The organism is Streptomyces sp. NPDC041108, from assembly GCF_055592645.1.
The window spans coordinates 167,995-192,588 of sequence record NZ_JBVIYK010000013.1 but is presented as its reverse complement, the minus strand read 5'-3'; the positions used below and the strand labels follow the sequence as shown (position 1 = coordinate 192,588).

Genomic DNA, 24,594 nt, shown 5'->3' with positions numbered 1-24,594 from the left:
GGCCGTCCCGGCCGTGCACCGAATGGCTGTCCCGGCCGTGCGCCGAGTGGGCCGTCCCTGCCGTCCGGCGCCCTTTGTTACCGTGCGGCCCATGCGCGCACCCATCGGAGACTTCGACCACGCCACCCCCGCCCCCGACTGCCTCGACGACCTCGTGGGTCCGGTCTCCGACGCCGTTCGCGCCTGGTCCGGCGGCGTGCCCGCCGACCGGATCCTGTACGTCGAGACGGACCCGGAGTGGGCCGACACCGCCGTGTTCGTCCAGCACTACGGGCAGGACCTGCTCGACACGTCCGCGAACTGCGTGGTCGTCGCGGGCAGGCGGGGCGGCGAGTCGAGCCTGGCCGCGTGTGTGGTGCTCTCCACCACCCGAGTCGACGTCAACGGCGTGGTCCGCCGCCGGCTCGGCGCCCGCAAGGCCTCGTTCGCGTCGATGGAGACCGCCACCGGGGAGACCGGGATGGAGTACGGCGGCATCACCCCGGTCGGGCTGCCCGCGTCGTGGCCGGTCCTGGTGGACTCCGCCGTGGTCGACCTGCCGTACGTCCTGGTCGGCAGTGGACGGCGGCGCGGCAAACTGCTGGTGCCGGGGAAGGCCTTCGCGGAACTGCCCAACGCGGTCGTGCTGGAGGGGCTGGGGGTCGTCTGACCGGCCGCCCGCCGGGGGAGGCGGGGTGCCGGAACGCCGACGCCGGGCCCCGGGCACGCGGCCCGGAACCCGGCGTCGTACGACAGGTGCCCGATCAGGCGGGGACGGTGCCGGCCTGGGCGCTGAGCTGCTCCAGGACCTCGGTCAGACCGGTGACGACCTCGGCGTCGTCCGCCGGGTGGGTCTCGGCGAAGCGGACGACCGAGCCGGGGATGGAGAGCTTGGCGTCCTCCAGGACCGTGGCGCCGGCGATACCCAGGGCCTTGCGGGTCTCGTCCTGCGCCCACACGCCGCCGAACTGGCCGTACGCGGTGCCGACCACGGCGACCGGCTTGCCGGTGAGGGCGCCGGCGCCGTACGGGCGGGACAGCCAGTCGATGGCGTTCTTCAGGACGGCCGGGATGGTGCCGTTGTACTCGGGGGAGAAGAGCAGGAAGCCGTCGACCTGGCCGGCGGCCTCGCGCAGACGCGCGGCGGTGGCCGGAAGGGCGGCCTCGGTGTCGATGTCCTCGTTGTAGAACGGGACGTCGGCCAGGCCCTCGTACAGCTCGATCGTGACGCCCTCCGGGGCGTGCTTCACGGCGGCCTCGGCGAGCTGGCGGTTGTGTGAACCGGCGCGAAGGCTGCCGACGAGCGCGAGGATGCGTACGGACATGAGCTGACTCCTAGCAAGGGTGAGCACGTGGGGAAGAGCTAAGCGGACCGGGGTCCGTTGAAATTTGTAGCAGCTATCCGGACCGGGGTCCACTTTTCTGTGGTGAGCGTTACGCTCATTTCATGAAAGAGTCGCTGCCGCCCTTCCCGGCGCCTCAGGACCCCGACCCCCTCGACGGACTGCTGAACCTCGCCTCCACCGCCCCCGAACAGCCTCGACTGCGCGCGGACGCGGCCCGCAACCGCACCCGGCTGCTGGAGGTCGCCGCCCGACTGGCGGCCGACGGCGGCGCCGCCAAGCTGACCATGGAGGCCGTGGCGACCGCCGCGGAAGTGGGCAAGGGCACCGTCTTCCGGCGGTTCGGCGACCGGATCGGGCTGATGCTCGCGCTTCTCGACCACCACGAGCGGGAGCTGCAGGCCGCCTTCCTGACCGGCCCGCCGCCCCTCGGGCCCGACGCGCCGCCCGTCGAGCGGCTCCGGGCCTTCGGCGTGGCCGTCATCCGCCACGAGCACGCCCACCGTGATCTCTACCTGGCCGCCGGCGCGGACGTCTCCCGCCGTCACACCAGCCCGGCCAACCAGCTCCGCCTGGGCCACCTGTGCATGCTGCTGCGCCGCGCCAGGGTGACGGGCGACATCGAGCTGCTGGCGCAGACCCTGCTGGGGTTTCTGGACATCGGCCTCGTCGACCATCTCGTGGAGCGGCGAGGGATGTCGCTCGCACGGCTGGAGCAGGGCTGGGTGGACCTGGTGGAGCGGCTGGCCGTGGCCGCGTAGGCGCCGGGGCCGTGGGGAGACCGGGACAGCCAAAGCGACCGCTTGGTAACTTGGGGGGCGGGTGTCGGGGAGCGGCCTCGTACGCCGGGTGAGGGGACGGGCCACATGACCGACGAGATCGCCGAGTACGCCGGGAACGGCGCGGCCGGGGGCGACGCGACGAGCCGCCCGGACGGCCCCGGCACCGGATTCTTCGCCTCCGTGGACGATGTCGCCGCACGGCTCGCCGAAGCGGGATACCTGGCCTCGACGGCCGTCGCCACCACCGTCTTCCTGGCCGACCGGCTCGGCAAGCCCCTGCTGGTGGAAGGCCCGGCGGGCGTCGGCAAGACCGAGCTGGCCAAGGCCGTCGCCCGCGTTGGTGCCGCCCGTCTGGTCCGGCTCCAGTGCTACGAGGGCATCGACGAGTCCCGCGCCCTGTACGAGTGGAACCACGCCAAGCAGCTGCTGCGCATCACCGCCGGACGCGACGAGGCGTGGGACGACACCCGCACCGACATCTTCAGCGACGAGTTCCTGCTCACCCGCCCCCTGCTGACCGCGATCCGGGGCGAGGAGCCGACGGTCCTGCTCATCGACGAGACCGACAAGGCGGACGTCGAGGTCGAGGGGCTGCTGCTGGAGGTGCTCAGCGACTTCCAGGTCACCGTCCCGGAGCTGGGCACGATCACCGCCACCCGGCGCCCCTTCACGGTCCTCACCTCCAACGCCACCCGGGAGCTCTCCGAGGCCCTGCGCCGCCGCTGCCTCTTCCTCCATCTCGACTTCCCCGAAGCCGAGTTGGAGCGGCGGATCGTGACGCTCAGGGTCCCCGGGCTGGACGTCACGCTCGCCGACTCCCTGGTCCGGGTGGTCGGCGCGCTGCGGGAGATGGAGCTGCGCAAGGCCCCCTCCGTGGCCGAGACCATCGACTGGGCCCGCACCCTGCTGGCCCTCGGCGCGGACACCCTGGACGAGAAGGTCGTCCGGGACAGCCTGGGAGTGATCCTCAAGCACCAGGACGACATCGAGAAGGCCACGCGGAAGCTGACGCTGGTATGAGCGCCGGGGCCCGTGACGCGAGCGGCACGAAACCCGGCTCCGCGCTGGCCGACCGGCTGACCGCGTTCGTACGGGCGTTGCGCGGCCACGGGATACGGATCGGGCCGGGCGAGACCGTGGACGCGGCGGCCGTCCTGGAGGTGCTGGGCCTCGCCGACCGGGAGCGGATCCGCGAAGGGCTCGCGGCGGCGCTGCTGCGTGCCGACGGCCAGCGCGCCGTGTTCGACGCGGCCTTCGAGCTGTACTTCCCGCTGGGGGTGGGGGAGTTGGCCGCGGCGCGCGGTGCGGCCGCCGGGGACCGGGACGAGCTGCGCGACCGGCTCGCCGAGGCGCTGGCCGCGAACGACACGGCGGCACTCACCCGACTGGCGGCCGAAGCCGTGGAGTTGCTCGGCCGTTACGGTTCGCCGGGCGCGGACGGCTGGTCGGCCCACCAGACCCTGGACCGCCTCCGTCCGCAGACCCTGCTCGCACGGATTCTGGCGGGTTCGCGCGCGGACGGTGGGGAGGGTGCCGGTTTTCCCGGTGCGGGGGGCGGTGGCGGGTTCCGCATGGGATTCGGCGGCGGATTCGGACTGGGTGCGGGCATGGGCGCGGGTGCGCAGTCCGCTTCGGGTTCCGGTGCCCGCTCGGGTGCCGGATCAGGTGCCGGCTCGGGTCTCGGTGCCGGCGGGTTCACCGACCGGCTGGACGCCGACGAGATCCGGCGCCGTATCGAGGACTTCCGGAAACGGGTGGGTACGGAGGCGAGGCGGCGGGTCGCCGAGCGGCGGGGTGCGGAGACGATCGCCCAGCGGGGCATCGCCCGCGGCGCCGACCAGGTCGACTTCCTCGTCGCGAGCCGTGAGCAGCTCGTCGAACTACGCCGTACCGTCCAGCCGTTGGCCCGCAAGCTCGCGACCCGGCTGGCCGCCCGGCGGCGCCGGGCCGCGCGCGGCCAGATCGACATCCGGCGCACGCTCCGGCGCTCGCTGTCCACCGGGGGTGTGCCGCTGCGCCCCGCCTATCGGCGGCATCGGCCCGCGCGTCCGGAGATCGTGCTGCTGTGCGATGTGTCCGGATCGGTCGCAGGGTTCGCGAACTTCACGATGCTGCTGGTCCAGGCGATGCGGGACCAGTTCAGCAAGGTGCGGGTGTACGCGTTCGTCAACCGCGTCGACGAGGTCACCCGCCTCGTCACCAACGGCGAGGCCGATCCCGCCGGACTCGGCCGCCGGATCGCCGAGGAGGCCGCGGTCTCCGGCTGGCACGGCAGCAGCGACTACGGTTCCGCGCTCGGGGAGTTCGCCGAGCGCCACCTCGACGCGATCGGCCCGCGTACGTCGGTGATCGTGCTCGGGGACGCCCGCACCAACGGGTTCGACCCGCACGCGGACGCACTGCGGCGCATCACGGCCCGCGCCCGCCGCGTCCACTGGCTGAACCCCGAGTCGCCCGAACAGTGGGGCACCGGCGACTCCGCCGCCCTCGTCTACGCCGAGATCGTCGACATGCACGCCTGCCGGAACGCACGGCGTCTCGGGGAGCTGGTGACGCGGCTGCTGCCGGTGTGAGGCGTGCAGGGCCGCCCCGGCCTCACCCCCGGCCGGTGTCGATCACGCAGAAGCGGTTGCCCTCCGGGTCGGCCAGGACGACGAAGTCGGCGCCCGCCGGGTAGGAGTCCCACGCGACGCGGTGCGCGCCGAGGCCCAGCAGCCGCTCGACCTCCGCCGCCTGGTCCGCCGCGTTCCCCGCGTAGAGGTCCAGATGCACCCGGGGGCGCTCCTGCACCGGCGTCTCGCTGAGGCCGATGGAGAGCTGGACACCGGTGCCTCGCGGATGCACCAGGACGACCCAGTCGTCCTCCGGCTCCTCACGCGGGACGTACCCGAGGGCCTGTGTCCAGAACGCGGTGGCCCGCCGTACGTCGGACGCGCCCATCACCACGGAACCGATGCTCAGCATGGACCGATTCTCGCCCCTGCGGATCCGCCGTACTGCGGCGATGCTGGAAACAGACCTCGACCTCAGGAGGTGCGCCCCATGTTCCGCACCGTCACCGTGGGTATCGACGGTTCGCGCGAGAGCCTGGCCGCCGCCGAGTGGGCGGCCCGGGAGGCGCAGCTCCGCGCCCTGCCGTTGCGGCTGGTCAACGTCTGGGAGCCCGTTCCCGAGCCGATGGGGCGGGAGCCGGTGCTGGATGCGGCGACGGGAGCGGAGGGGCAGGACGGGCGGGCGGGGCCGGGTGCCTCGGGGGTGACCGGTGTCGGGAGGGTGCTGCGGGAGGCCGCCGACGGGATACGGCTGCGGCACCCCGGGATCGACCCGAGCGTCGAGCAGCTGACGGGACGGGCGAGCGAGGAGCTGGTGCGGGTCGCGCACGAAGGAGACCTGCTGGTGCTGGGTTCCCGCGGGCTGAGCGGGCTCGCGGGATTTCTGCTCGGGTCGGTCGGGCTGCATGTCGTCGCGCACACCGAGCGGCCGGTGGTGCTCGTGCGGGCGGAGGAACGGGCCGCGGACGAGCACGCGCCGGGCGCCACCGGGGCGCCGTCCGCCCTGGCGCCGTTCCGGCCCGTCGTGCTCGGGCTGGACACCTTGCAGCCCGACCACACCCTGATCCGGTTCGCGTTCGAGGCGGCGGGGGTGCGGGGGGCGCCGCTGCGGATACTGCACGACTGGCGTCCGCCCCCGCACTCCGGACTGCGCGAGAGGCCCGGTCTGGAGGCCGACCTCGACGCGGAGGTGGGGCAGGTGGAGGCGGGCACGCTGCATGAGGTGCTGGTGCCCTGGCGGCGGGAGTTCCCGGGCGTCGAGGTGGTGGAGGAGTCACGGCGGGGGAAGGCGGCGGAACATCTGCTGGAGGCGTCTCGGGACGCGTCTCTCGTCGTGGTCGGGCGGCGGGTGCGGCATTCGCCGGTGGGGGCGCACGTCGGGCCGGTGGTGCACGCCCTGCTTCATCACGCGGGGGTGCCTGTGGTGGTGGTCGCGCACGAGTGAGGGCGGGGGATGGGAGCTTGTCGCGCAGTGCCCCGAGCCCCGGGGCGCACGGGAAAGGAGCGCCGCGCTCCCCGGGACGGGACTCACCGGTCGGTTCAGACGTCGGCGGGCAGGCGGGGGATCTCTATCGCCGGGCAGCGGTCCATGATCATTTCCAGGCCCGCCGCGCGGGTGCGATGGTAGGCCGCCTCGTCGACGACGCCGAGCTGGAACCAGACCGCCTTGGCACCGATGCGGGCGGCCTCGTCGGCGACGGGGCCCGCGAGATCGCTGTTGACGAAGACGTCGACGACGTCCACGGGGAAGGGAATGTCGGACAGCGAGGCGTAGCCCTGTTCGCCGTGGACCGTCTCGGCCCGGGGGTGCACCGGGACGACTCGCTTGCCGTAGCGCTGCAGGACCTCCGCGACGCCGTACGCCGCGCGGCCGCGGTTGCCGGACAGGCCCACGACGGCCCAGGTCTCGCCGAGTTCCGTCAGGACCTTGCGGATCGTGCCGGGGTCGCCGTACATGCCGTCTCCTTCTGTTCTGGCCGGGTGCCCTGCGGGAGCGCCCTGATGTGGGGGCTGCCTGCGGCAACAGCGGGAGGTGCGCGGCGAATTCCCGGGTCCGGGTGCCCCGGGTGTCCGGCTCGATCGCGGGAATGCCGTCGTCCGCACTGCGTCCGGCCGCTTCCGCGCCTACGCTCAGCCCGTGCTGCGTATCACTGACGCCCGGACCGGTGAACCCGCCGAGATCCGCAGGGCGCTCACCCGGGTCCATGCCCACGCGCCGGGGGACACCCCCTCGGCGCTGCGCGTCCTGCTGGTCGCCGATGTCCTCGCCCGCGCTCTCGAACTGGGCGGGAGCCCCGTCCTCCTCGTCGCCGACCCGCCTGCCGCCCTGCGGGAGCGGGCCGACGACCTCGGCATCCGGCAGAGCGAGACCTCCGGGGCGACGCGGGGCGGGCGGCAGGTGCTGCACGTGACCGTCCCGGGTGAGCCGGTCGACCCCGGCACCGACACCGGGATCGGGATCGAGGTCGGCCCCGTGACCGGGCCCGGCGAGGCGGCCGCCGCGGGCACCGCGCTGCGGCTCGCTCTCCTCAGCCACCCCCACCGCACCCCCGTGACCCTCGACGCCACCGCCGTCCGTGAGGCCGAGGACACGCTCGACCACTGGCGCGGGTCGGTGGCTGCCTGGGCGACCCGGCCGTCGAGACCGGTCCCCGAACCCCTACGGCAGGCACTGCGGGACGCCTGGGACGACGACCTCGACGTACGCGCGGTGCTCGACGTGCTGCGGGACGTGGAACGGGCACGGGACGTCCCCGACGGCGCCCGGTTCGAGACGTACGCCTACGCGGACCGCCTCCTCGGGCTGGAACTCACCCGGGAGATCGGGGCGACGGCATGACCCCCCGCGCCGGCGCGGGACCGCTGCGCAGACTCGTCGTCCTGCGCCACGCCAAGTCCGCCTGGCCCGTGGGCGTCCCCGACCACGAGCGCCCCCTGGCACCACGCGGCCGGCGCGACGCCCCCGCCGCCGGGCAGGCCCTCGCCGACGCGGACTGCCTGCCCGACCTCGCCGTGTGCTCCACGGCCGTACGGGCGCGCCTGACCTGGGAACTGGCCTCCGCGCAGTGGGGGACGCCACCGCCCGTACGGTACGACGGGCGCGTGTACGCGGCCGACGCGCCCGAGCTGCTCGACGTGGTGCGTGAGACCCCCGGCCATGTGCGGACGCTGCTGCTCGTCGGTCACAACCCGGGGCTGGAGGAGCTGGTGCTGGACCTGGCCGGCGACGCCCTCGACGGAGCGCTGGACGACGTACGGACCAAGTTCCCCACCTCGGCGATCGCCTTCCTCTCCTGGCACGGCGGAACCTGGGCCGCACTCGCCCCGGGCACGGCACTGCTGACGGACGTGCTCGTGGCCAGGGGCACGAAGCGGTCCTGAGGGGCGCCCGGCCAAAAACCCGGCCCCCCGACGCCCCGCGCGGGCGTGCGCCGGCCTGCGCATAGGCTGGCCGGATGCAGGACGAGTACCGCACCGTCGCCCGCGCCGGCGTGCACGAGACCGAGGTCAACCGATCGCGGTTCCTGTGCGCGCTCGCCCCGGCGGCCACCGAACAGGAGGCCCAGGACTTCGTCGCGGCCGTCCGCAGGGAGCACACCGACGCCACCCACAACTGCTACGCGTACGTCATCGGCGCCGACGCGGCCGTCCAGCGCGCGAGCGACGACGGGGAACCCGGCGGCACCGCCGGCGTCCCCATGCTGCAGATGCTGCTGCGCCGGGACATGCGGTACGTCGTCGCCGTCGTCACCCGGTACTACGGCGGGGTCAAACTGGGCGCGGGCGGACTCATCAGGGCGTACGGCGGTGCCGTGGGCGAGGCCCTGGACGCGCTCGGGGGCATCACACGCCGGCGCTTCCGGCTGGCCACGGTGACCGTCGACCACCAGCGGGCCGGCAAGCTGCAGAACGACCTGCGGTCCACCGGGCGCGAGGTCCGTGACGTGCGGTACGCGGAGGCCGTCACCCTCGAGATCGGCCTGCCCGACGCCGAGGTCGACGCCTTCCGCGCCTGGCTCGCCGACACCACCGCGGGCACGGCCGGGTTCGAACTCGGGGGCGAGGCATACGGGGACGCCTGACCGCGAACGCCCCGGCCGCTCTGTCCGGCCGGAGGGCGCGTGCGGGGAACGCGGAGGGGGCGGCGTCCGAGGGTCGGTTCGCCGGTAGGCGCCCGTGATGTCCGACCCGCCTGTTAGGTTCGAGGATCATGAGGCTGCTGCACACTTCCGACTGGCATCTCGGTCGGGCGTTCCACCGGGTGAACATGCTCGGCGCGCAGGCCGAGTTCATCGGTCATCTGGTCACGACCGCGCGCGAGCGCGAGGTGGACGCGGTGGTGGTGGCGGGGGACGTGTACGACCGGGCGGTGCCCGCGCTGGCGGCGGTGGAGCTGTTCGACGAGGCCCTCCACCGCCTCGCCGAGCTGGGCGTGCCGACGGTGATGATCTCCGGGAACCACGACTCGGCGCGGCGGCTCGGTGTCGGCGCGGGGCTCATCGGCCGGGCGGGCATCCATCTGCGGACGGCGGCCTCGGCCGCGGGGACCCCCGTGATGCTCCCCGACACCCACGGCGACGTCGCCTTCTACGGGCTGCCCTATCTCGAACCCGCCCTGGTGAAGGACGAGTTCGGGGTGGCGAGGGCGAGCCATGAGGCGGTGCTCGCCGCCGCCATGGACCGGGTCCGGGCCGACCTCGCCACCCGCCCGCCGGGCACCCGTTCCGTCGTGCTGGCCCATGCCTTCGTCACCGGCGGCGCGCCAAGCGACAGCGAACGGGACATCTCCGTCGGCGGGGTCTCCTCGGTGCCGGCCGGCGTCTTCGACGGCGTCGACTACGTGGCGCTGGGGCATCTGCACGGCAGCCAGACCCTCACCGACCGCGTCCGTTACTCCGGTTCTCCCCTGCCGTACTCCTTCTCCGAGGCGGACCACCGCAAGAGCATGTGGCTGGTGGACCTCGGCCCCGACGGTTCGGTCGACGCCGAGCGGATCGACTGCCCGGTGCCCCGCCCGCTCGCCCGGATCCGGGGCCGGCTGGAGGATCTGCTCGCCGAACCGGAGCTGGCCCGGCACGAGGAGGCGTGGGTCGAGGCCACGCTCACCGACCCGGTCCGGCCCGCCGAGCCCATGGCCCGGCTGTGTGCCCGCTTCCCGCACACGCTCAGCCTCGCCTTCGACCCCGAACGCGCCCCCGGCGACCCGGACGTCTCCTACGCCCGGCGTCTGGCCGGCCGCGACGACCAGCAGATCGCCGAGGACTTCGTCGCCCATGTCCGCGGCACGGGGCCCGACGCCCACGAACGGGCCGTGCTCAGGGACGCGTTCGACGCGGTCAGGGCCGACGAGACCCTCCGGGAGGCGGTCCGATGAGCGGCGGGGGCCGCAGGGTGAGCCGCCTGAGGAGCGGGGTGCGTGGCGGGGTGGGGCGCCCGGTGCGTGGCGTGAGGGGTGGCCGGGCGGGTTGTCCGACGAGCCGCCTGGTCCGCCGGCTGATCTCTCCGGGCCGGCCGGGCTCTCCGGGCTGTCCGCGTTGCCGGGCCGGTCGTCCGGCGGCGAGCCGCGGGTGCCGTCGGACGACTCCTCCGACGAGCGGCCGAGGCCGTCCGGCGAGGCCGACGTGCCGGCCCGGAGGTCCTCCGGCGACGTCCGGCCGCACGGTGGCCGCCGGGCACCGGCCTCCCGGTTCGCCCCGCCGGGCCGGCACGGCAGGTGGTGGCCGATGAGGCTCCACCGGCTCGACATCACCGCCTTCGGTCCCTTCGGCGGCGCCCAGTCCGTCGACTTCGACGACCTCTCGGCGGCCGGGCTCTTCCTGCTGCACGGCCCGACCGGCGCCGGCAAGACCTCGGTCCTGGACGCCGTCTGCTACGCGCTCTACGGCGCGGTGCCGGGCGCCCGGCAGAACGGCCAGGGCGCGACCCTGCGCAGTGACCACGCGGCACCCGCGACGCGCACCGAGGTCCGCCTCGAACTGACCGTCGCAGGACGCCGGTTGGAGATCACCCGGCAGCCGCCCTGGGAGCGGCCCAAGAAGCGCGGCCAGGGCACCACCCTCGACAAGGCACAGAGCCGGCTGCGCGAGTACGACGCGGCGGCCGCCTCCTGGAAGGATCTCAGCCGCTCCCACCAGGAGATCGGCGAGGAGATCACCCAGGTCCTGGGGATGAGCCGGGAGCAGTTCTGCCAGGTCGTGCTGTTGCCGCAGGGCGACTTCGCACGGTTCCTGCGCGCCGACGCCGAGGCGCGGGGCAGACTGCTCGGCCGGCTCTTCGACACCCACCATTTCGCCGCCGTCGAGAAGCGGCTCGCCGACCGGCGGCGGGCGACCGAGGCGCGGGTCCGGGAGGGTGACGCGGACCTGCTCGCCGACGTCCACCGGATGCAGCAGGCGGCGGGGGACGCCCCGGAGCTGCCCGACCTCGCACCCGGTGACCCGGGTCTCGCCGACGCCGTGCTGGGCTGGGCCGCCGTCGTCCGCAGCACCGCCCGTGAACGGCTCACGATCGCCCACTGCGCGCGGGCTGCGGCCGAGTCGGCGCGCGCCGCCGCCGACCGGGACCTGGACGACGTACGCGAAGTGGCGCGGCTGCAGGAGCGGTTCGCGCAGGCGCGGGAGCGGGCCGCGCGGCTGGAGGAGCGGGCCGGCGCCCACCGCGAGGACCGGACGCGTATGGAGCGGGCCCGCAAGGCGGAGGCCGTGGTGCCCGCGCTGGAGCTGCGGGACGAGGCCGAGACCGCGCACCGGTGGGCGCGAGCGGCCGAGGAGGGCGTGCGGGCGCGGTTGCCGGGGACGTACGCCGACGAGGGCGCCGCCGGACTCGCCGCCGCCGCCCGCAGAGCGGCGGAGGAACTGGGCGGGCTGGAGTCGGCCCGTCGTGCGGAGCGGCGCCTCGCCGAACTGCTCACCGAGCGGGCGGAGTCGGACAGCGAGGAGCGGGCCGACGAGGAGGTCCTCCAGGACGCCGAGAGCTGGCTCGCCGAATGGGAGACGACCCGCGCGGAGCTGCGGAGCCGCATCGAGTCCGCCCAGGAGGCCGCCACTCGCGCCGAACAGCTCGCCGTGCGGCGGGAACCCGCCGAGCAGCGGCTCGCGGCCGCGCGGCAGCGTGATCAGCTCGGGCGGGACACGGAGGACGCGCAGGCGCGTGTGCTCCGGCTGGCCGAGCGGGCGGTCGAGGCCCGTGCCCACTGGCTCGACCTCAAGGAACAGCGGCTGTCCGGCATCGCGGCGGAACTCGCCGCCGCACTCGTCGAGGGGCGGCCGTGCGCCGTCTGCGGTGGCACCGAACACCCCGAGCCCGCCCGGAAGGTGGCCGGGCACGTGGACCGGGAGACGGAGGAACGGGCGCTCGCCGCGGTCCAGCGGGCCGACGAGGAGCGGGCCGAGGCGGAGCGCCGGCTGGGCGTCGTCCGGCAGGCGTACGCGGCGGCGAGCGCCGAGGCCGGTGACGCGCCGACGGAGCGGCTTGCCTCCCTGGTCGAGGAGTTGACCGAGGAGTACGCGCGGGCGAGGGCAGGCGCCTCCGGGCTGCATCCCGCGCAGGAGGCCCTGCTGCAGGCCGAACGCGAGCGTGACCGGCGGCTCGCCGCCCAGCGGGAGGCGGCCGTGCGGGCCGCGTCCCGCAACACCCGGCGGGACGCGCTGGAGCGGGAACGGGCGGCTCTGGAGGGGGAGTTGACGCAGGCCCGGGGCGACGCCGAGAGCGTGGCCGCGCGGGCCGCGCAGTGGGAGCTGCTGGCCGGGCTCCTCGGCGAGGCCGCCGAGGCGGTGCGGACGGCCGACGACACCGCGCAGCGCCTCAAGGACGCCGACGCTCGTCTCGCCGACGCGGCGTTCCGCGCCGGGTTCGACACGCCGTCGGCCGCTGCCGCCGCCGTCCTCGACGACGCCGCCCACCGGGACCTGCAACACCGCCTCGACGCCCGTCAGTCGGAGGAGGCCGCCGTACGGGCCGTCCTCGCCGAGGCGGAGACGGCCGCCGCGTCCCGGCAGCCGCCCGCCGACCTCGCCACCGCCGAGCGGGCCGCCGTGGCCGCCGCCCGGCGGCTCCAGGACACCGTCTCCGCGTGGGACGCCGCCCAGCGGCGCCGCGCCGAACTGGACCGGCTCTCCGCGCGTGCGACCGCCTCCGTACGCCGGCTGGCGCCGCTGCGCGAGGAGTACGAGCGCGTCGCCCGGATGGCGGGCCTCGCCGCCGGCACCTCGGCCGACAACGAGCGCAGGATGCGCCTGGAGGCGTACGTCCTCGCCGCCCGCCTGGAGCAGGTCGCCGCCGCCGCGACCGTACGGCTCCAGCGCATGTCCTCCGGCCGCTACACCCTCGTCCACTCCGACGACCGGTCCGGGCGGGGCCGCAGCGGGCTCGGTCTGCACGTCGTCGACGCCTGGACCGGGCGGGAGCGGGACACCGCCACGCTCTCCGGCGGCGAGACCTTCTTCGCCTCCCTCGCGCTCGCCCTCGGGCTGGCCGACGTCGTCACCGACGAGGCGGGGGGCGTACGTCTCGACACCCTCTTCGTCGACGAGGGGTTCGGCAGCCTCGACGACCAGACCCTCGACGAGGTGCTCGACGTCCTCGACGCGCTCCGCGAACGCGACCGCAGCGTCGGCATCGTGAGCCACGTCGCAGATCTGCGGCGGCGCGTCCATGCCCAGCTGGAGGTCGTGAAGGGGCGCACGGGGTCCGTCGTGCGGCAGCGCGGTCAGTGACCGAGGGGCCGGCGGGGGAGCGGTGAGGAGTAGACCACGCTCGTCGTGACCGACCCCAGCGCGCCGATCCTGCCCGACACCTCCTCCAGATGACGCATGGAACGGGCGGCGACCTTGATCACGAAGCAGTCGTCGCCCGTGACGTGATGAGCCTCCAGGATCTCGGGCGTGACGGCCACCAGGTCGTGGAACGGCTTGTAGTTCCCGTGCGGGTAGCGCAGACGGACGAAGGCCAGGATCGGCAGCCCCAGCCGCTCCGGGTCCACGACGGCCGCGTACCCCTGGATCACGCCTGCCTCCTCCAGCCGTCGCACCCGCTCGGTCACCGCGCTCGCCGACATCGACACGGCCCGGGCCAGCTCGGCGAAGCCGGTCCGGCCCTCGCGCTGGAGGATGCCGAGGATGCGCCAGTCGGTGGCGTCGGGCTCGTACGGGGATTGCGTGGTCATGTGCGAGGGATAGCAGGTGAATCCCCGGCCGATCAAGGTCCGGGCCGTGGAATGCCCCTTCATGCCGGGGCCGGCCGGCCGTAGATTCCTGGTCAGGGAGACGGAGCCGAACAGCTCCGCGAGGAAAGGCCGGCCCATGAGTGTCAGCACGTCCGCCGTCAACCCCGTCCTGCGGGTCGCCCCGGCGCCCCCCGCCGACGCCGCCGCGTACTTCCGGGCCAGTCTGGTCTTCCACGCCGACGCGTCGGACGTGGCCGCCGCCCTCGCCGCCGGCGGCGACCCCGGCTTCGTGGTCCTCGACTCCCGCTCCACCGCGTCCTGGGACCAGGGCCACATCCCGGGCGCGGTCCACCTGCCCACCGCGCTCGTCCCCGAACAGGCCGACCGGCTCCTCGACAGGTCCGTGCCGGTCGTCACCTACTGCTGGGGCCCCGGCTGCAACGGCGCCACCCGTGCCGCCCTCGCCCTCGCCGAACTCGGTTTCCAGGTCAAGGAGATGCTCGGCGGCTTCGAGTACTGGGCGCGCGAGGGCTTCGCGTACGAGACCTGGGAAGGCGTGACACGGCGCGCGGCCGACCCGCTGACCGCGCCGGCGGACACCGCCGACTGCGGCTGCTGACAGGATGTCAACAAGCGTTCCGGGGTGGTCAGTTCGGCCGCGTGGGCGCCGTGTAGCTTCTGGGCATGGCTCGATACGCGGATACGGCGGTGGTCCCCGGTGCGGTGCGGTGGGTGGAGTCGGGCGGCGGACCGCTCATAGCGGTGCCGGAAGCGGTGCTGCCGTTCTGGGCGGGCGCCGACGGCGACGAGACGTCGTCCGACTACGACCGGGCCTGTGACCTCGACGGACACGTCGGCCTGCTGCCGGTCGGCGACACCCGCGCCCTGGTGCTGGGCCGCGAACCCGCCGCCACCACGTATCTGCCCGAGCACGGCACCTTCGTACGCCGCTACGCCGCCGACTCCGCGGCCGGATCCCTGGCGGACGTCCCGGCGGCGCTAGACGCGGCCGCCTGGGAGCCGGAGGCGCGGTGGCGGGTGCCGGGTCCGGTCGTCCTGTTCGACGCCGCCCGGCCGGGGGGCGCCTTCCGGGAGAGGGACCACGTACGGGTGGAGCTGGCCCCCGGCCGCTACGGGGTGCGCGCGGCCCGGGTCGCGACGGGCCCGCGGACCTGGCTCGGTCTCGTCCGGCTGAGACCGTTGACCGGCTGACCGGCTGACCGGCTGACCGGCTGACCGGCTGACCGGCTGACCGGCTGACCGGCTGAGCGGCTGACCGGCTGAGAGCGCTGAACGGCTGAACGGCGGCGGCCGGGCCCGGTCGCGGGTGACGGGGCCCGGCCGGCCCGGATCACAGCCGGGACAGCTCGTCCACCAGATCGTCCAGACCCAGGGACCCCTGGGACAGCGCGGCCATGTGCCAGGCCTTGGCGTCGAAGGCATCGCCGTGGCGGCGCCTTGCGTTCTCCCGGCCGAGGAGCCAGGCGCGTTCGCCGAGCTTGTAGCCGATGGCCTGCCCCGGCATCGTCAGATAGCGGGTCAGCTCGCTCTCCACGAAGTCCGCCGGGCGGCTGCTGTGGGCGCCGAAGAACTCCTGGGCCAGCTCGACGGTCCAGCGCTCGCCCGGGTGGAAGGGGGAGTCCGCCGGGATCTCCAGCTCCAGATGCATGCCGATGTCGACGATGACCCGGGCCGCGCGCATCATCTGCGCGTCCAGGTAGCCGAGGCGCTCCTCCGCGTCCTTGAGGAAGCCCAGCTCGTCCATCAGCCGCTCCGCGTACAGCGCCCAGCCCTCGGCGTTGGCGCTGACCCCGCCGATCGTCGCCTGGTAGCGGGACAGGTCGTCCTTGACGTACACCCACTGCGCCAGCTGGAGGTGATGGCCGGGGACACCCTCGTGGTACCAGGTCGAGACCAGGTCGTACACCGGGAAGCGGGTCGCGCCCATCGTCGGCAGCCAGGTGCGGCCCGGACGGGAGAAGTCCTCGGTCGGCGCCGAGTAGTAGGGGGCCGCCGCGCCGCCGGGCGGGGCGATGCACGACTCGACCTTGCGGACCGGCTCGGCGAGGTCGAAGTGCGTGCCGTCCAGCGCCTCGATCGCCTCGTCCATCAGGGACTGCAGCCAGGCGCGGACCTCGTCGACGCCCTCGATGTGCCGGCCGTGCTCGTCCAGGTGCGCGAGCGCCACCCACGGCGTCCTGGCGCCCGGCAGGACCTTCGCGGCCTCCTGCCGCATCTCGCCGAGCAGTCGGTGGAACTCGGCCCAGCCGTACGCGTACGCCTCGTCGAGATCCAGGTCCGAACCCGTGAAGTAGCGCACCAGCCTGCCGTAGCGCTCTCGGCCGACCGTGTTCGGCGCGTCCTCGACGGCCGGGGCGTACACGTCGCGCATCCAGTCACGCAGCTCCACCACGGCCCGGGTCGCGGCGCGGGCGGCCTCGTCCAGTTCGGCACGCAGCGCGTCGGGGCCCGCGGCGGCGAACTCCTCGAACCAGCCGCGTCCCGAACCGTCCGTGTCCGCCCACTCGGTGAGCTGGCCGATGAAGGTCGCGGTCGGGCGCGGGCCCGCGTACAGCTTCCGCTCCAGGCCGAGCGCCAGGGACTCGCGGTAGCCGGCGTACGCCGTCGGCACCGCGCGCAGCCGCTCCGCGATCGCGGCCCAGTCCTCCTCGGTCTCCGCCGGGGTGATGGTGAAGACCTCCCGCACCTCGTGGGGCGGCGTGACCATGTTGCCGACCGCGCGCAGACCCTCGTCGGCCTCGTGCACGGCCAGCTCCGCCGACAGCCGCTCGCGCAGCAGGCGCGCACACCGGCGCTCCACGTCACTGTCCGCGCCCGGCCGGCGCTCCGCCTCGTCCAGTCGCGCCAGCGTCGCCCGGATCAGTTCCGCACGAGCCTCCTGGCCGGCCGGCGAGGTGTCCGGCAGCCTGCTGGAACTCTCCTTCACGCCCAGGTACGTACCGGTCACGGGGTCGAGGCGGACGAGGTCGTCGACGTACGCGTCGGCGACCGCACGGGGCAGCGGGCTCTTGGTGTCAGACATGCGGACAATCTTGGTACGCCGACGGGGGCGGCGTCAGCCGCTTGGGGGGTGGGTGAGCCTTACGTCGGCCGGATTCGTTCCCCGTCCGGCGGCAGCAGGGGTCCGCACTCCCACTGCTGGAAGATCAACCGGGTCTCCACCCGCGCCACCTCGGGCCGTGACGTGAACCCGTCCAGCACCAGCCGCTGCAGATCCGCCATGTCCGCGACCGCCACAAGCACCAGATAGTCGTCCGGTCCGGTGAGGTGGTACACGGTCCGCGACTCCGGCAGCGCCCTGATCCGCTCCACGAACGGGCCCACCAGCTCCCGCCGATGCGGTCTGACCTGCACCGACAACAGTGCCTCCAGACCACGCCCCAGCTTGGCCGGATCCAGTCGCAGCTGATGACCGAGGATCACGCCCGCGCGGCGCAGCCGCGTCACCCGGTCCAGGCAGGTCGAGGGCGCGACCCCGACCTGCGCGGCGAGATCCCGGTACGTCGTCCGGGCGTCGTTCTGCAGGAGCCGCAGAAGATGGAGGTCCACCGGATCGAGTGCGACAGATTCGGCCATTGCCCGAACGTAGCACGGTGTACCTCCGCCTCCGCCCGGCCGATGTTCACTCTCATGTCATGAACTCAGCGAGCACGCACGCGTACGACCACGCACGCACCGCGCCGAGAGCACTGGCCACCGAGGCCGTGCACGCCGGCCGCGACGACCTCGCGCGCCTGGGCCTGCACGCCCCTCCCATCGACCTGTCGACGACCTACCCCTCGTACGACAGCCGGGGCGAGGCCGCCCGCATCGACGCCTTCGCCACGGACGGCGCCGAGCCGGAGGGGTCGCCCGTCTACGGACGGCTCGGCAACCCGACCGTCGCCCGTTTCGAGACCGCCCTCGCCCGTCTCGAAGGCACCGAGAGCGCGGTCGCCTTCGCCAGCGGCATGGCCGCCCTGAGCGCCGTACTCCTCGTCCGCGCCTCGATGGGCCTGCGCCATGTGGTCGCGGTACGCCCCCTGTACGGCTGCAGCGACCATCTCCTCACCGCCGGGCTGCTCGGCACCGAGGTCACCTGGGTCGATCCGGCCGGCGTCGCGGACGCGCTGCGGCCCGACACCGGTCTCGTACTGGTCGAGTCACCGGCCAACCCCACCCTCGCCGAACTCGACCTGCGGGCCCTGGCCCACGCCGCCGGCTCGGTTCCGCTGCTCGCGGACAACACCTTCGCCACGCCCGTCCTGCAGCGCCCCGTCGAGCAGGGTGCCCGGCTCGTGCTGCACAGCGCCACCAAGTACCTGGGCGGCCACGGTGACGTCATGGCCGGGGTCGTGGCCTGCGACGAGGAGTTCGCCGGCCGGCTGCGCCAGATCCGCTTCGCCACCGGCGGCGTCCTCCACCCGCTCGCCGGCTACCTCCTCCTGCGCGGCCTGTCCACCCTTCCCGTCCGCGTCCGCGCGGCCTCGGCGACCGCCGCGGAACTCGTCCGCCGCCTCGCCGCCGACCCGCGGGTCGCCCGGGTCCACTATCCGCGCATCGGCGGCGCCATGATCGCCTTCGAGGTCCACGGCGACCCCCACGAGGTCATCGCCGCCGTCCGGCTGATCACCCCGGCGGTGAGCCTCGGCAGCGTGGACACCCTCATCCAGCACCCGGCCTCGATCAGCCACCGCATCGTGGAGGAGACCGACCGCCGGGGTGCGGGCGTGAGCGACCGGCTGCTGCGGATGTCGGTGGGCCTGGAGGACGTGGACGACCTGTGGGCGGACCTGGACACGGCGCTGGGGGAGCGGGCCACCGCGGTGCCGGGGGAGCGGGTCATGGGCGAGGGAGCCGAACTGTCGGCGAGCCGGGCCTGAGTTCCTGAGGTCCGGGCGGCTCGGGCCGCTTGCGAGCGACCCGGTTCGACCGGAACGCGCTTGGGTCTCCGGGGGGCGACCCAAGCGCCTGGTCCCTGCTTCGATTCCCTCGCGGGATGCGGGATGCGGGATGCGGGATGCGGGGTGGCGGATGCGGCGGATACGAGGGGCCTGATGCGGTGGCCGGCGTGTGGAAGCGGGGAATCGTCGTCCCGCGATCGCGCCCGTCAGGCGCACCGGGAGCTGTGCGACCAAGCCCCCGACACACCTGCACTCGACACTCCTCGTCAACCCCTGCGGCGCCCGTCCGCGGCCCCCACCACCCGCACCTCGTCCAGCCGTGCGGTGATCACCAGCGTCCCCTCCTCGATCTGGTAGTCGATCGGCAGCCCGAGCCCCCGCATCGCCGCGACCATCCCCGTGTTGGACGACTGCGTCACGACGTACACGTTCGCGCAGCCCGACTCGGCCGCCATGTCCACCAGCCTGCGCAGCAGTTCGCCGCCGATCCCGCGCCGCTGCCAGTCGTCCTCGACGAGCAGCGCGATCTCCGTCTCGTCACCGTCCCACAGGAGGTGCCCGAGTCCGACGAGACGACCGGACGTCGTCCGTGCGGCGAGCGTCCGTCCGAAGCGGGGGCTGAGGAGATGCCGGAGATACCGGTCGGCGTCACCCACCGGCCCGTGGTACCGCATGCCCAGCGTGCGCGGGGAGCAGCGCTCGTGCATCTCCTTCGCCGCCCGTAGATCCCCGGCGTCGGCACGCCCGACCATGATGTCGTTGCCCTCGGGCAGCGTCAGCACGTCCCGGTCGCGCGGGATCCGCGGCCCCAGTCGCGCGTCCAGCTCCACCAGGGCCCGCGCCCGTGCGAACTCCGTCGGCGTGAACGGCAGATACGGCCGCTCCACCGTGATCACCCCACCCTCCGGCGCCCGCAGCCGCATCACCGTCTCCTCCAGGACCCCTTCGACCGGGGCGCTCTCCTGCTCCCGGCCCGAGCCGGGAGCGGTGGCGGGCAGCGAGCGGATCGTGCAGCGGCCCAGCAACTCCCGCAGCGCGAGCGGGAGTTCCGCCGCGTCCAGCGCCGTACGCGTGGCCAGGCCGAGGATCCGGGTCGGCGCGTCCACCAGGTCGTGGGCGTCACCGCGCTCCATCCAGGTGCCGGTGCCGCCCGCCACCGACACGGCCCGGCCGATCTCGGTGGCCGACAGCTCCGCGGGCGCCCGGAGCAGGAACTCGTCCACCGTGCCCTCGGCCAGCGGATGCGTCTGCAGGCTCAGGATGTCGATCCGGTGCTCCGCCAGCGCCGTGCACAGCACGGCCAGCGATCCCGGCGCGTCCCGCACCGTCGTCCGCATCCGCCACATCAGGGTCGTACCTGTGCCCGCCGGGACGCCTGCCTCGGACGGCCCGGCCTGCTGCCCCTCGCTGAGCGGCGGCCGGGTGTCGGTATCGCTCGCCGGCGGCGCGTGCCCGAGGCGCCGTTCCCACCAGCCACGGAGCCCGGTCGTGAGGGACCGCAGGCGGTGGTGCGCCGGGCGGCCGTCGCGCGCCCGTGGCTCATCAGACATGTCAGGAGTCATGTGGCCACTGTGAACGAATCGTGTTGCGTGATCACGAACGCTTTGTGACTGACCGGTAAAAGCATCGTTCCGCGCCTTTTGTTGCATTTTGTATGACTGATGCTGTCGTAAGCGGCGCCAACGATGACCGTAGTGGCCACCGGCCACCGGCCACCGGCTACTGGCCACTGGGGTGAGGCCGGCGGTCAGGCGGCCGGGGCGGCCTGCTCCTGTACCTGCACCTGCCCCTGCTCCAGTGCCGCGCGCAGTCGCCGGGCCTGGATCACCAGCCGGGACGAGCCCCGCCGGTCCGCCGCCTCCGCGAGATGGGGCAGCTCCCCGCGGGCCCCACATCGCTCCGCGCATTCGGCGGCGACGGCCAGCAGATCCCCGAGGCCGCGCGGCGCAGTCCGCGCCGCACCCTCGCCCGCGAGTGCGCCGAGCAGCGGCGCCAACGCCTCGCGCAGCACCGCCCAGGCCGTACCGTACGCCCCGGCCGCCGCGGCCGTCCGTATCGCCTCGGCCAGCCGTGACGGCCTGACACTCCCCACCGCCGCGAGTTGTCCGAGGTCGGCGCCCAGCCGCTTCGCGTCGAGCTGCCCCCGCGCCGCCAGCACCAGCAGGGCGTCCACGGCGGCGAGCCGGTCTGCCGGGCGGCGCGCGCCCAGGCCGTAGGCGACGCACAGGCGCACGGCCTCACCCGTCTCCCCCTCCGCCTCGGCCAGCGTCGGCAGGAAGGAGAACCCCGAGTTGGTGTCCTCGATGGCCCCGAGCGACAGGTCGCGCAGGATCCGCCCGGCCATCAGCTCGGGCCGCCCCGGTACCACCGCGAGCCAGTGTCGCCATTCCTCGTGGCGCCAGTGGGGGCAGCGCCAGCTGCCCCGGTACACCGAGAGGGGGTGGCCCAGTCGCCGGAACTCCCGCGGGAAGAACTCGCGCAGCAGTTCAGGCAGCTCGCCGAACTCCACGAGGATCCTCGGCCCGGCCGTACGGCTGCGCTGGAGGGGCTGGGACGGTACGTCCGTCAGCAGCCACTCCGCCAGCCGGTCGCCCTCCCGGGTGCCCAGCCCCCGGGCCGCCACGGCCGCCGACGCGAGCGCGGCGGTGTCGTCGCGCCGCACTCGTACCAGCGCCTGCGCGAAGTCCGCCTCGCCCGGCCGCACCCCCAGTCGCCGGTACGCGTCGAGGCGTGCCACCAGCTCGTCCGGCTCCAGCGAACCCGTGCTCCAGGTGGGCGTCGCCAGCAGGAACGGCAGCGGCTCGGCCCGGATCCGGTACGCGACCTCCCACAGCCTGGCCTCGAACGCCCAGGCGAGAGCACTGTGCACACAACCGGCGGACTCCGAGGCCCCGTTGCGCGCCGGATACAGCGTGGACGTGGACACCCGATCGAAGAGGGTCGCGAGGACGACCTCCAGCCCGTACGGGGAGTCCTGGAAGTGACGGTCGACCGAATCCTGTTCGATCCCCGCCCACCAGCGGCGCGCCACGACGGGCTCCAGGGCCGCGACGAGCGCGCCCCGGTCGCGGTGCGTGTGCCGGACGAGCCCGTCCAGCGCCCGTTCGAACGCGCTCACCTCGCCGTCGGACGCCAGCAGGGCGCTCACCTCCTCGGCCAGTTCCGTGACCGTCCCCGGCGCGGGAGCGAGCCGTGTCGGCGACGGAACGGGCGGCAGCAGTTCCCGGTACGTCTCGGCTTCGGCCCGCGCGGCCGGGGCGCCCAGCAGTCCGCGGGCCCGTGCCCGCAGACCCGGGCTCAGCAGGTCGGCGGCTTCGTGGCCGAGAAGACCGGCGTCGACGGCGGGGAGGTGCCGCTCCACCAGCTTCAGCGCCCTCTCCTGCACCTCCGTGTCCTCGTGCCCGAAGGCCCGTGCCACGGCGGGCAGCAGCTCGGCCGCCATGGACGGATCCCGCTTGAGCACCTTGCCCAGCAGCACGAGCTGGGCCCGGACGAGCTTCTTCTCGGTGCGGAAGAGCACCGCGTCCGACAGCTCGGCGAGCCGGTGCGACCCCACCTCGCCGTCCAGAGCGAGCCCGGCGAGGAGGGCCTGGGCGTGCGCGGCCACCGCCGAGGGGCCGTCGGAGCACAGCGCCGTCCAGTCCGCGATCCGCTCGCGCTGTTCGTCGCGGGTGAGGTCGAGAGCGGTCAGCAGGCCCAGGAAGGTCTTGTTGTCCGCGGTGGAGCCGCCCCCGCGCAGCAGCCGGGCAACGCACCCGTCGATCATGGCCCTGCGCTCCAGGAGGCCGGCCTCCGTGAGCTGGGTCAGGGCGTACGTCCAGTCGTTCAGACCTTCGCCGTACCGCCATGCGCCGCCGGCACCGATCTCCCCCGTCTCGAACAGCGCGGCGACGAGTTCCCCGAGATGTGGATCCTTGCGGAGGTTGCCGAGAACCGTGCCGCCCCTGCGGCGGGCCCGGCCGATGTGGTCCATCCAGCCCCGCACATACGCCTCGGACGTGGGAACCGGGCAGCCCGCGAGCCGGACGAGGCCGGCCATCAGCTCGTACGGCACGCGGGCCGATTCGGGGCGCTCCGCCAGCCGTCGTACGAGATCCGCGAGCCAGGCGGGATCGCGGTCGCCGAGCACGTCGATCAGGATTGCCGGCGGCGCCTGTCGCCATCGCAGCTCGGACCCCGTGAGCCAGGTCGCCACGGCCGCGGCGCCCGTCTGGCAGGCGGCTCCCGCCGCGTGCAGGGCGGGATACGCCCGCTGAGCCGGGAACTGCCAGGACTGCGCACGCAGCTCCCCGCGCAGGCGCCTCAACTCCGGCATGCACGCACGCCGCTCGGGGTCCGTCATACCGTCCACCAGGGCGATCACGTCGCTCATGGCCCCCGCCCGTACCGCCTCGATCAGCGCCTGCGCACTCATCGCGCACCCCCGTCGAACCCCGCACCGAATCCCGTGCCCGCGCCGGCCTTCGCTCCCACCGGCTCCGCCGTGGCGCCCCGGCGGGCCATCCGCACCGCCAGCGCGTGCTTGCAGGGGCCGCGGCCGCCCCGGTACCTCGCCCACCAGAGACAGGAGCAGCTCAGGATCCCGCCGCCGTCCCGTACGCGGTGGACATGGCCGTCCTCGGCGGTGACCGTGCCGAGGTCGCCGTCCAGGGCGACGGCATCGGCGGCGAGCAGGGCGCGGGCCGAGCGCAGGCGCGGGTTGTGGCGCTCGACGCGGTCGGCGTCGTAGGGGAGTTCGCGGTGGAAGTAGGCGGCCTCCGCCGTGTCGTATCCGACGCGTCCCGAGGTGCCGAGCCGGATCAGCGCCGCCCGCACCCGGTCGGCCGGCAGGCCGGAGGAGGCGGCCAGCTCCCCGACGTCGACGCGCGGCTCCCAGGCCAGCAGGACCGCGATCAGCTCCGCGTCCCCGGCGGCCTCGTCGGCGGCAAGCGCCTCCAGCACACCGCCCTCGCCGGAGAAGCCCCGCCCGGCCTCCGGGGAGAGCGTGAGGGTGAGCCGCATGCCGGGCAGCACGACCTCCCAGGCACTGGCCAGGGCGGCGGTACCGAGGGCCGGCGGGCCGTACACGCGCAGGGCCGTGGCATGGCGCAGGACCCGCTGCAGGGCCACCAGCCGCTCCGGGCCCGGCAGGCACACCGCGCCGGGGACGGGCCGGGTGGTCGGCCGCAGGGTGCGCCCGGCGGAAACGACCCACTGGGCGCCCCGCGAGGCACCGCGCGCGCCGGCCCGGGGCAGCGACCGCAGGAACCGCACGGCCTCGGCTGCGGTCAGCTCGGCCCGCAGGTCGAATCCCGCAGCCACGACCTGGGCCTCGGCGAACCCGCGCAGCCAGCGGTCCGGCAGCGGCACCTTCTTCTCCACCACCGGGCCGTCCAGGGTGGTGACCGCCAACTCCTCGGGGCCGACCCGCAGATGCAGGGGATCGTCCCCGCCGACCCGGGACAGCGCCTCCCGCAGCGGGTTGTTGACGTCCACGTTGGTCGTGCCGTGCCCGACCTCGCCGCCGTCGAGGCCCGGCTCCAGCACGTCCAGGCGGGCGTACACCCCGCCGCAGCCCGAGAACGACTCGAACCGCAGCCGGTCCCCGTTGCCCGTCACCACCGGGTCCAGCGAGGCCCGCAGCTGCTGCTGGTGGTACCGAGCGGCCGCCACGTCGGCCACCGCCAGCAAGCCCGCCGCGGCCACCTTGGGGGAGGTCAGGAACCCCGCGAAGAACCGCGGATGGTCCTGGATCCCCGTCGGGGTGGCACCCCGCGAGGTCTCCAGCCCGAGCCGGTGTCCGCCCGCAACGGACTCCAGCACGGAGGGTCGGGTGTAGGCCACGGCCTGTAGGGATCGCGTCATGGGAAAACCGTAGGCGCGACCACTGAC

22 protein-coding genes are annotated in these 24,594 nt (G+C 74.3%); 13 read left to right on the top strand and 9 right to left on the bottom strand.

Translation table 11 applies throughout. The annotated features are described in order from the left end of the window. The first annotated feature begins 91 nt into the window (after positions 1-91). Positions 92-649, top strand: a complete 558-nt coding sequence (locus ACZ6BB_RS31270; protein WP_471618466.1) for a YbaK/EbsC family protein — start codon at positions 92-94, stop codon at positions 647-649. Between the two features lie 94 nt (positions 650-743). Here the strand turns inward: ACZ6BB_RS31270 and ACZ6BB_RS31265 are convergent, their stop codons facing one another. Further along, positions 744-1,304, bottom strand: coding sequence for an NAD(P)H-dependent oxidoreductase (locus ACZ6BB_RS31265; RefSeq protein WP_471618465.1), 561 nt, complete (start codon positions 1,302-1,304; stop codon positions 744-746). A gap of 122 nt (positions 1,305-1,426) precedes the next feature. Here ACZ6BB_RS31265 and ACZ6BB_RS31260 point away from each other — a divergent pair, with 122 nt between their 5' ends. From ACZ6BB_RS31260 to ACZ6BB_RS31250, 3 genes are all read left to right on the top strand, one after another. After that, positions 1,427-2,083: a TetR/AcrR family transcriptional regulator gene (locus tag ACZ6BB_RS31260; RefSeq protein WP_471618464.1), complete on the top strand. Its 657-nt coding sequence runs from the start codon at positions 1,427-1,429 to the stop codon at positions 2,081-2,083. Positions 2,084-2,188: 105 nt separating this feature from the next. Beyond that, positions 2,189-3,124, top strand: a complete 936-nt coding sequence (locus tag ACZ6BB_RS31255) for an AAA family ATPase (protein WP_471618463.1) — start codon at positions 2,189-2,191, stop codon at positions 3,122-3,124. After that, positions 3,121-4,677, top strand: coding sequence for a VWA domain-containing protein (locus tag ACZ6BB_RS31250; RefSeq protein ID WP_471618462.1), 1,557 nt, complete (start codon positions 3,121-3,123; stop codon positions 4,675-4,677). The genes ACZ6BB_RS31255 and ACZ6BB_RS31250 overlap by 4 nt, the downstream gene beginning before the upstream one ends. A gap of 22 nt (positions 4,678-4,699) precedes the next feature. On the opposite strand, the gene ACZ6BB_RS31245 is transcribed toward ACZ6BB_RS31250, so the two are convergent. Further along, the gene (locus ACZ6BB_RS31245; RefSeq protein ID WP_471618461.1) at positions 4,700-5,068 is read right to left on the bottom strand and encodes a VOC family protein; all 369 of its coding nucleotides are present in this window, start codon (positions 5,066-5,068) and stop codon (positions 4,700-4,702) included. Positions 5,069-5,146: 78 nt separating this feature from the next. On the opposite strand from ACZ6BB_RS31245, the gene ACZ6BB_RS31240 reads away from it, so the two are divergent. Next, on the top strand, positions 5,147-6,100 hold the full coding sequence (locus ACZ6BB_RS31240) for a universal stress protein (protein WP_471618460.1): 954 nt from the start codon (positions 5,147-5,149) through the stop codon (positions 6,098-6,100). A 95-nt stretch (positions 6,101-6,195) separates the two neighbouring features. Here ACZ6BB_RS31240 and ACZ6BB_RS31235 read toward each other — a convergent pair whose 3' ends face one another. Beyond that, entirely contained in the window at positions 6,196-6,612 is a 417-nt protein-coding gene (locus ACZ6BB_RS31235) for a CoA-binding protein (protein ID WP_471618459.1), read from the bottom strand. A gap of 181 nt (positions 6,613-6,793) precedes the next feature. Between ACZ6BB_RS31235 and ACZ6BB_RS31230 the strand changes: the two genes are divergently transcribed. The 5 genes from ACZ6BB_RS31230 (at position 6,794) to ACZ6BB_RS31210 (ending at position 13,370) form a co-directional block, all read left to right on the top strand. Next, complete coding sequence (locus ACZ6BB_RS31230; protein ID WP_471618458.1) at positions 6,794-7,495, top strand: hypothetical protein; 702 nt, start codon at positions 6,794-6,796, stop codon at positions 7,493-7,495. Beyond that, on the top strand, positions 7,492-8,037 hold the full coding sequence (locus ACZ6BB_RS31225; protein WP_471618457.1) for a SixA phosphatase family protein: 546 nt from the start codon (positions 7,492-7,494) through the stop codon (positions 8,035-8,037). The genes ACZ6BB_RS31230 and ACZ6BB_RS31225 overlap by 4 nt, the downstream gene beginning before the upstream one ends. Before the next feature lie 74 nt (positions 8,038-8,111). Continuing rightward, positions 8,112-8,738: a YigZ family protein gene (locus ACZ6BB_RS31220; RefSeq protein WP_471618456.1), complete on the top strand. Its 627-nt coding sequence runs from the start codon at positions 8,112-8,114 to the stop codon at positions 8,736-8,738. A gap of 128 nt (positions 8,739-8,866) precedes the next feature. Further along, positions 8,867-10,030, top strand: coding sequence for an exonuclease SbcCD subunit D (locus ACZ6BB_RS31215; protein ID WP_471618455.1), 1,164 nt, complete (start codon positions 8,867-8,869; stop codon positions 10,028-10,030). Positions 10,031-10,379: 349 nt separating this feature from the next. Then, positions 10,380-13,370 carry an AAA family ATPase gene (locus ACZ6BB_RS31210; protein ID WP_471618454.1) on the top strand — a complete coding sequence of 997 codons (2,991 nt, stop codon included), beginning with the start codon at positions 10,380-10,382 and terminating at the stop codon, positions 13,368-13,370. On the opposite strand, the gene ACZ6BB_RS31205 is transcribed toward ACZ6BB_RS31210, so the two are convergent. Next, positions 13,364-13,819, bottom strand: coding sequence for an Lrp/AsnC family transcriptional regulator (locus tag ACZ6BB_RS31205; RefSeq protein ID WP_471618453.1), 456 nt, complete (start codon positions 13,817-13,819; stop codon positions 13,364-13,366). The two genes, ACZ6BB_RS31210 and ACZ6BB_RS31205, sit on opposite strands and share 7 nt — an antisense overlap. Positions 13,820-13,955: 136 nt before the next feature. On the opposite strand from ACZ6BB_RS31205, the gene ACZ6BB_RS31200 reads away from it, so the two are divergent. Together ACZ6BB_RS31200 and ACZ6BB_RS31195 are read left to right on the top strand one after the other, a co-directional pair. After that, positions 13,956-14,438: a rhodanese-like domain-containing protein gene (locus ACZ6BB_RS31200; RefSeq protein WP_471618452.1), complete on the top strand. Its 483-nt coding sequence runs from the start codon at positions 13,956-13,958 to the stop codon at positions 14,436-14,438. 65 nt (positions 14,439-14,503) lie between these two features. Then, entirely contained in the window at positions 14,504-15,031 is a 528-nt protein-coding gene (locus tag ACZ6BB_RS31195) for an immunity 21 family protein (RefSeq protein ID WP_471618451.1), read from the top strand. 139 nt (positions 15,032-15,170) lie between these two features. Here ACZ6BB_RS31195 and ACZ6BB_RS31190 read toward each other — a convergent pair whose 3' ends face one another. Together ACZ6BB_RS31190 and ACZ6BB_RS31185 are read right to left on the bottom strand one after the other, a co-directional pair. Then, entirely contained in the window at positions 15,171-16,862 is a 1,692-nt protein-coding gene (locus tag ACZ6BB_RS31190) for a DUF885 domain-containing protein (RefSeq protein WP_471618450.1), read from the bottom strand. Between the two features lie 59 nt (positions 16,863-16,921). After that, positions 16,922-17,416: an Lrp/AsnC family transcriptional regulator gene (locus ACZ6BB_RS31185; RefSeq protein ID WP_471618449.1), complete on the bottom strand. Its 495-nt coding sequence runs from the start codon at positions 17,414-17,416 to the stop codon at positions 16,922-16,924. A gap of 59 nt (positions 17,417-17,475) precedes the next feature. Here ACZ6BB_RS31185 and ACZ6BB_RS31180 point away from each other — a divergent pair, with 59 nt between their 5' ends. Beyond that, entirely contained in the window at positions 17,476-18,702 is a 1,227-nt protein-coding gene (locus ACZ6BB_RS31180; protein ID WP_471618448.1) for a trans-sulfuration enzyme family protein, read from the top strand. A 287-nt stretch (positions 18,703-18,989) separates the two neighbouring features. Here ACZ6BB_RS31180 and ACZ6BB_RS31175 read toward each other — a convergent pair whose 3' ends face one another. The 3 genes from ACZ6BB_RS31175 to ACZ6BB_RS31165 all read right to left on the bottom strand — a co-directional run bounded on the left by ACZ6BB_RS31175 (position 18,990) and on the right by ACZ6BB_RS31165 (position 24,567). Further along, positions 18,990-20,273 carry a GNAT family N-acetyltransferase gene (locus ACZ6BB_RS31175; protein WP_471618447.1) on the bottom strand — a complete coding sequence of 428 codons (1,284 nt, stop codon included), beginning with the start codon at positions 20,271-20,273 and terminating at the stop codon, positions 18,990-18,992. Between the two features lie 197 nt (positions 20,274-20,470). Next, entirely contained in the window at positions 20,471-23,137 is a 2,667-nt protein-coding gene (locus ACZ6BB_RS31170) for a DUF7824 domain-containing protein (RefSeq protein WP_471618446.1), read from the bottom strand. Next, on the bottom strand, positions 23,134-24,567 hold the full coding sequence (locus ACZ6BB_RS31165; RefSeq protein ID WP_471618445.1) for an SWIM zinc finger family protein: 1,434 nt from the start codon (positions 24,565-24,567) through the stop codon (positions 23,134-23,136). The genes ACZ6BB_RS31170 and ACZ6BB_RS31165 overlap by 4 nt, the downstream gene beginning before the upstream one ends. Positions 24,568-24,594 lie beyond the last annotated feature (27 nt).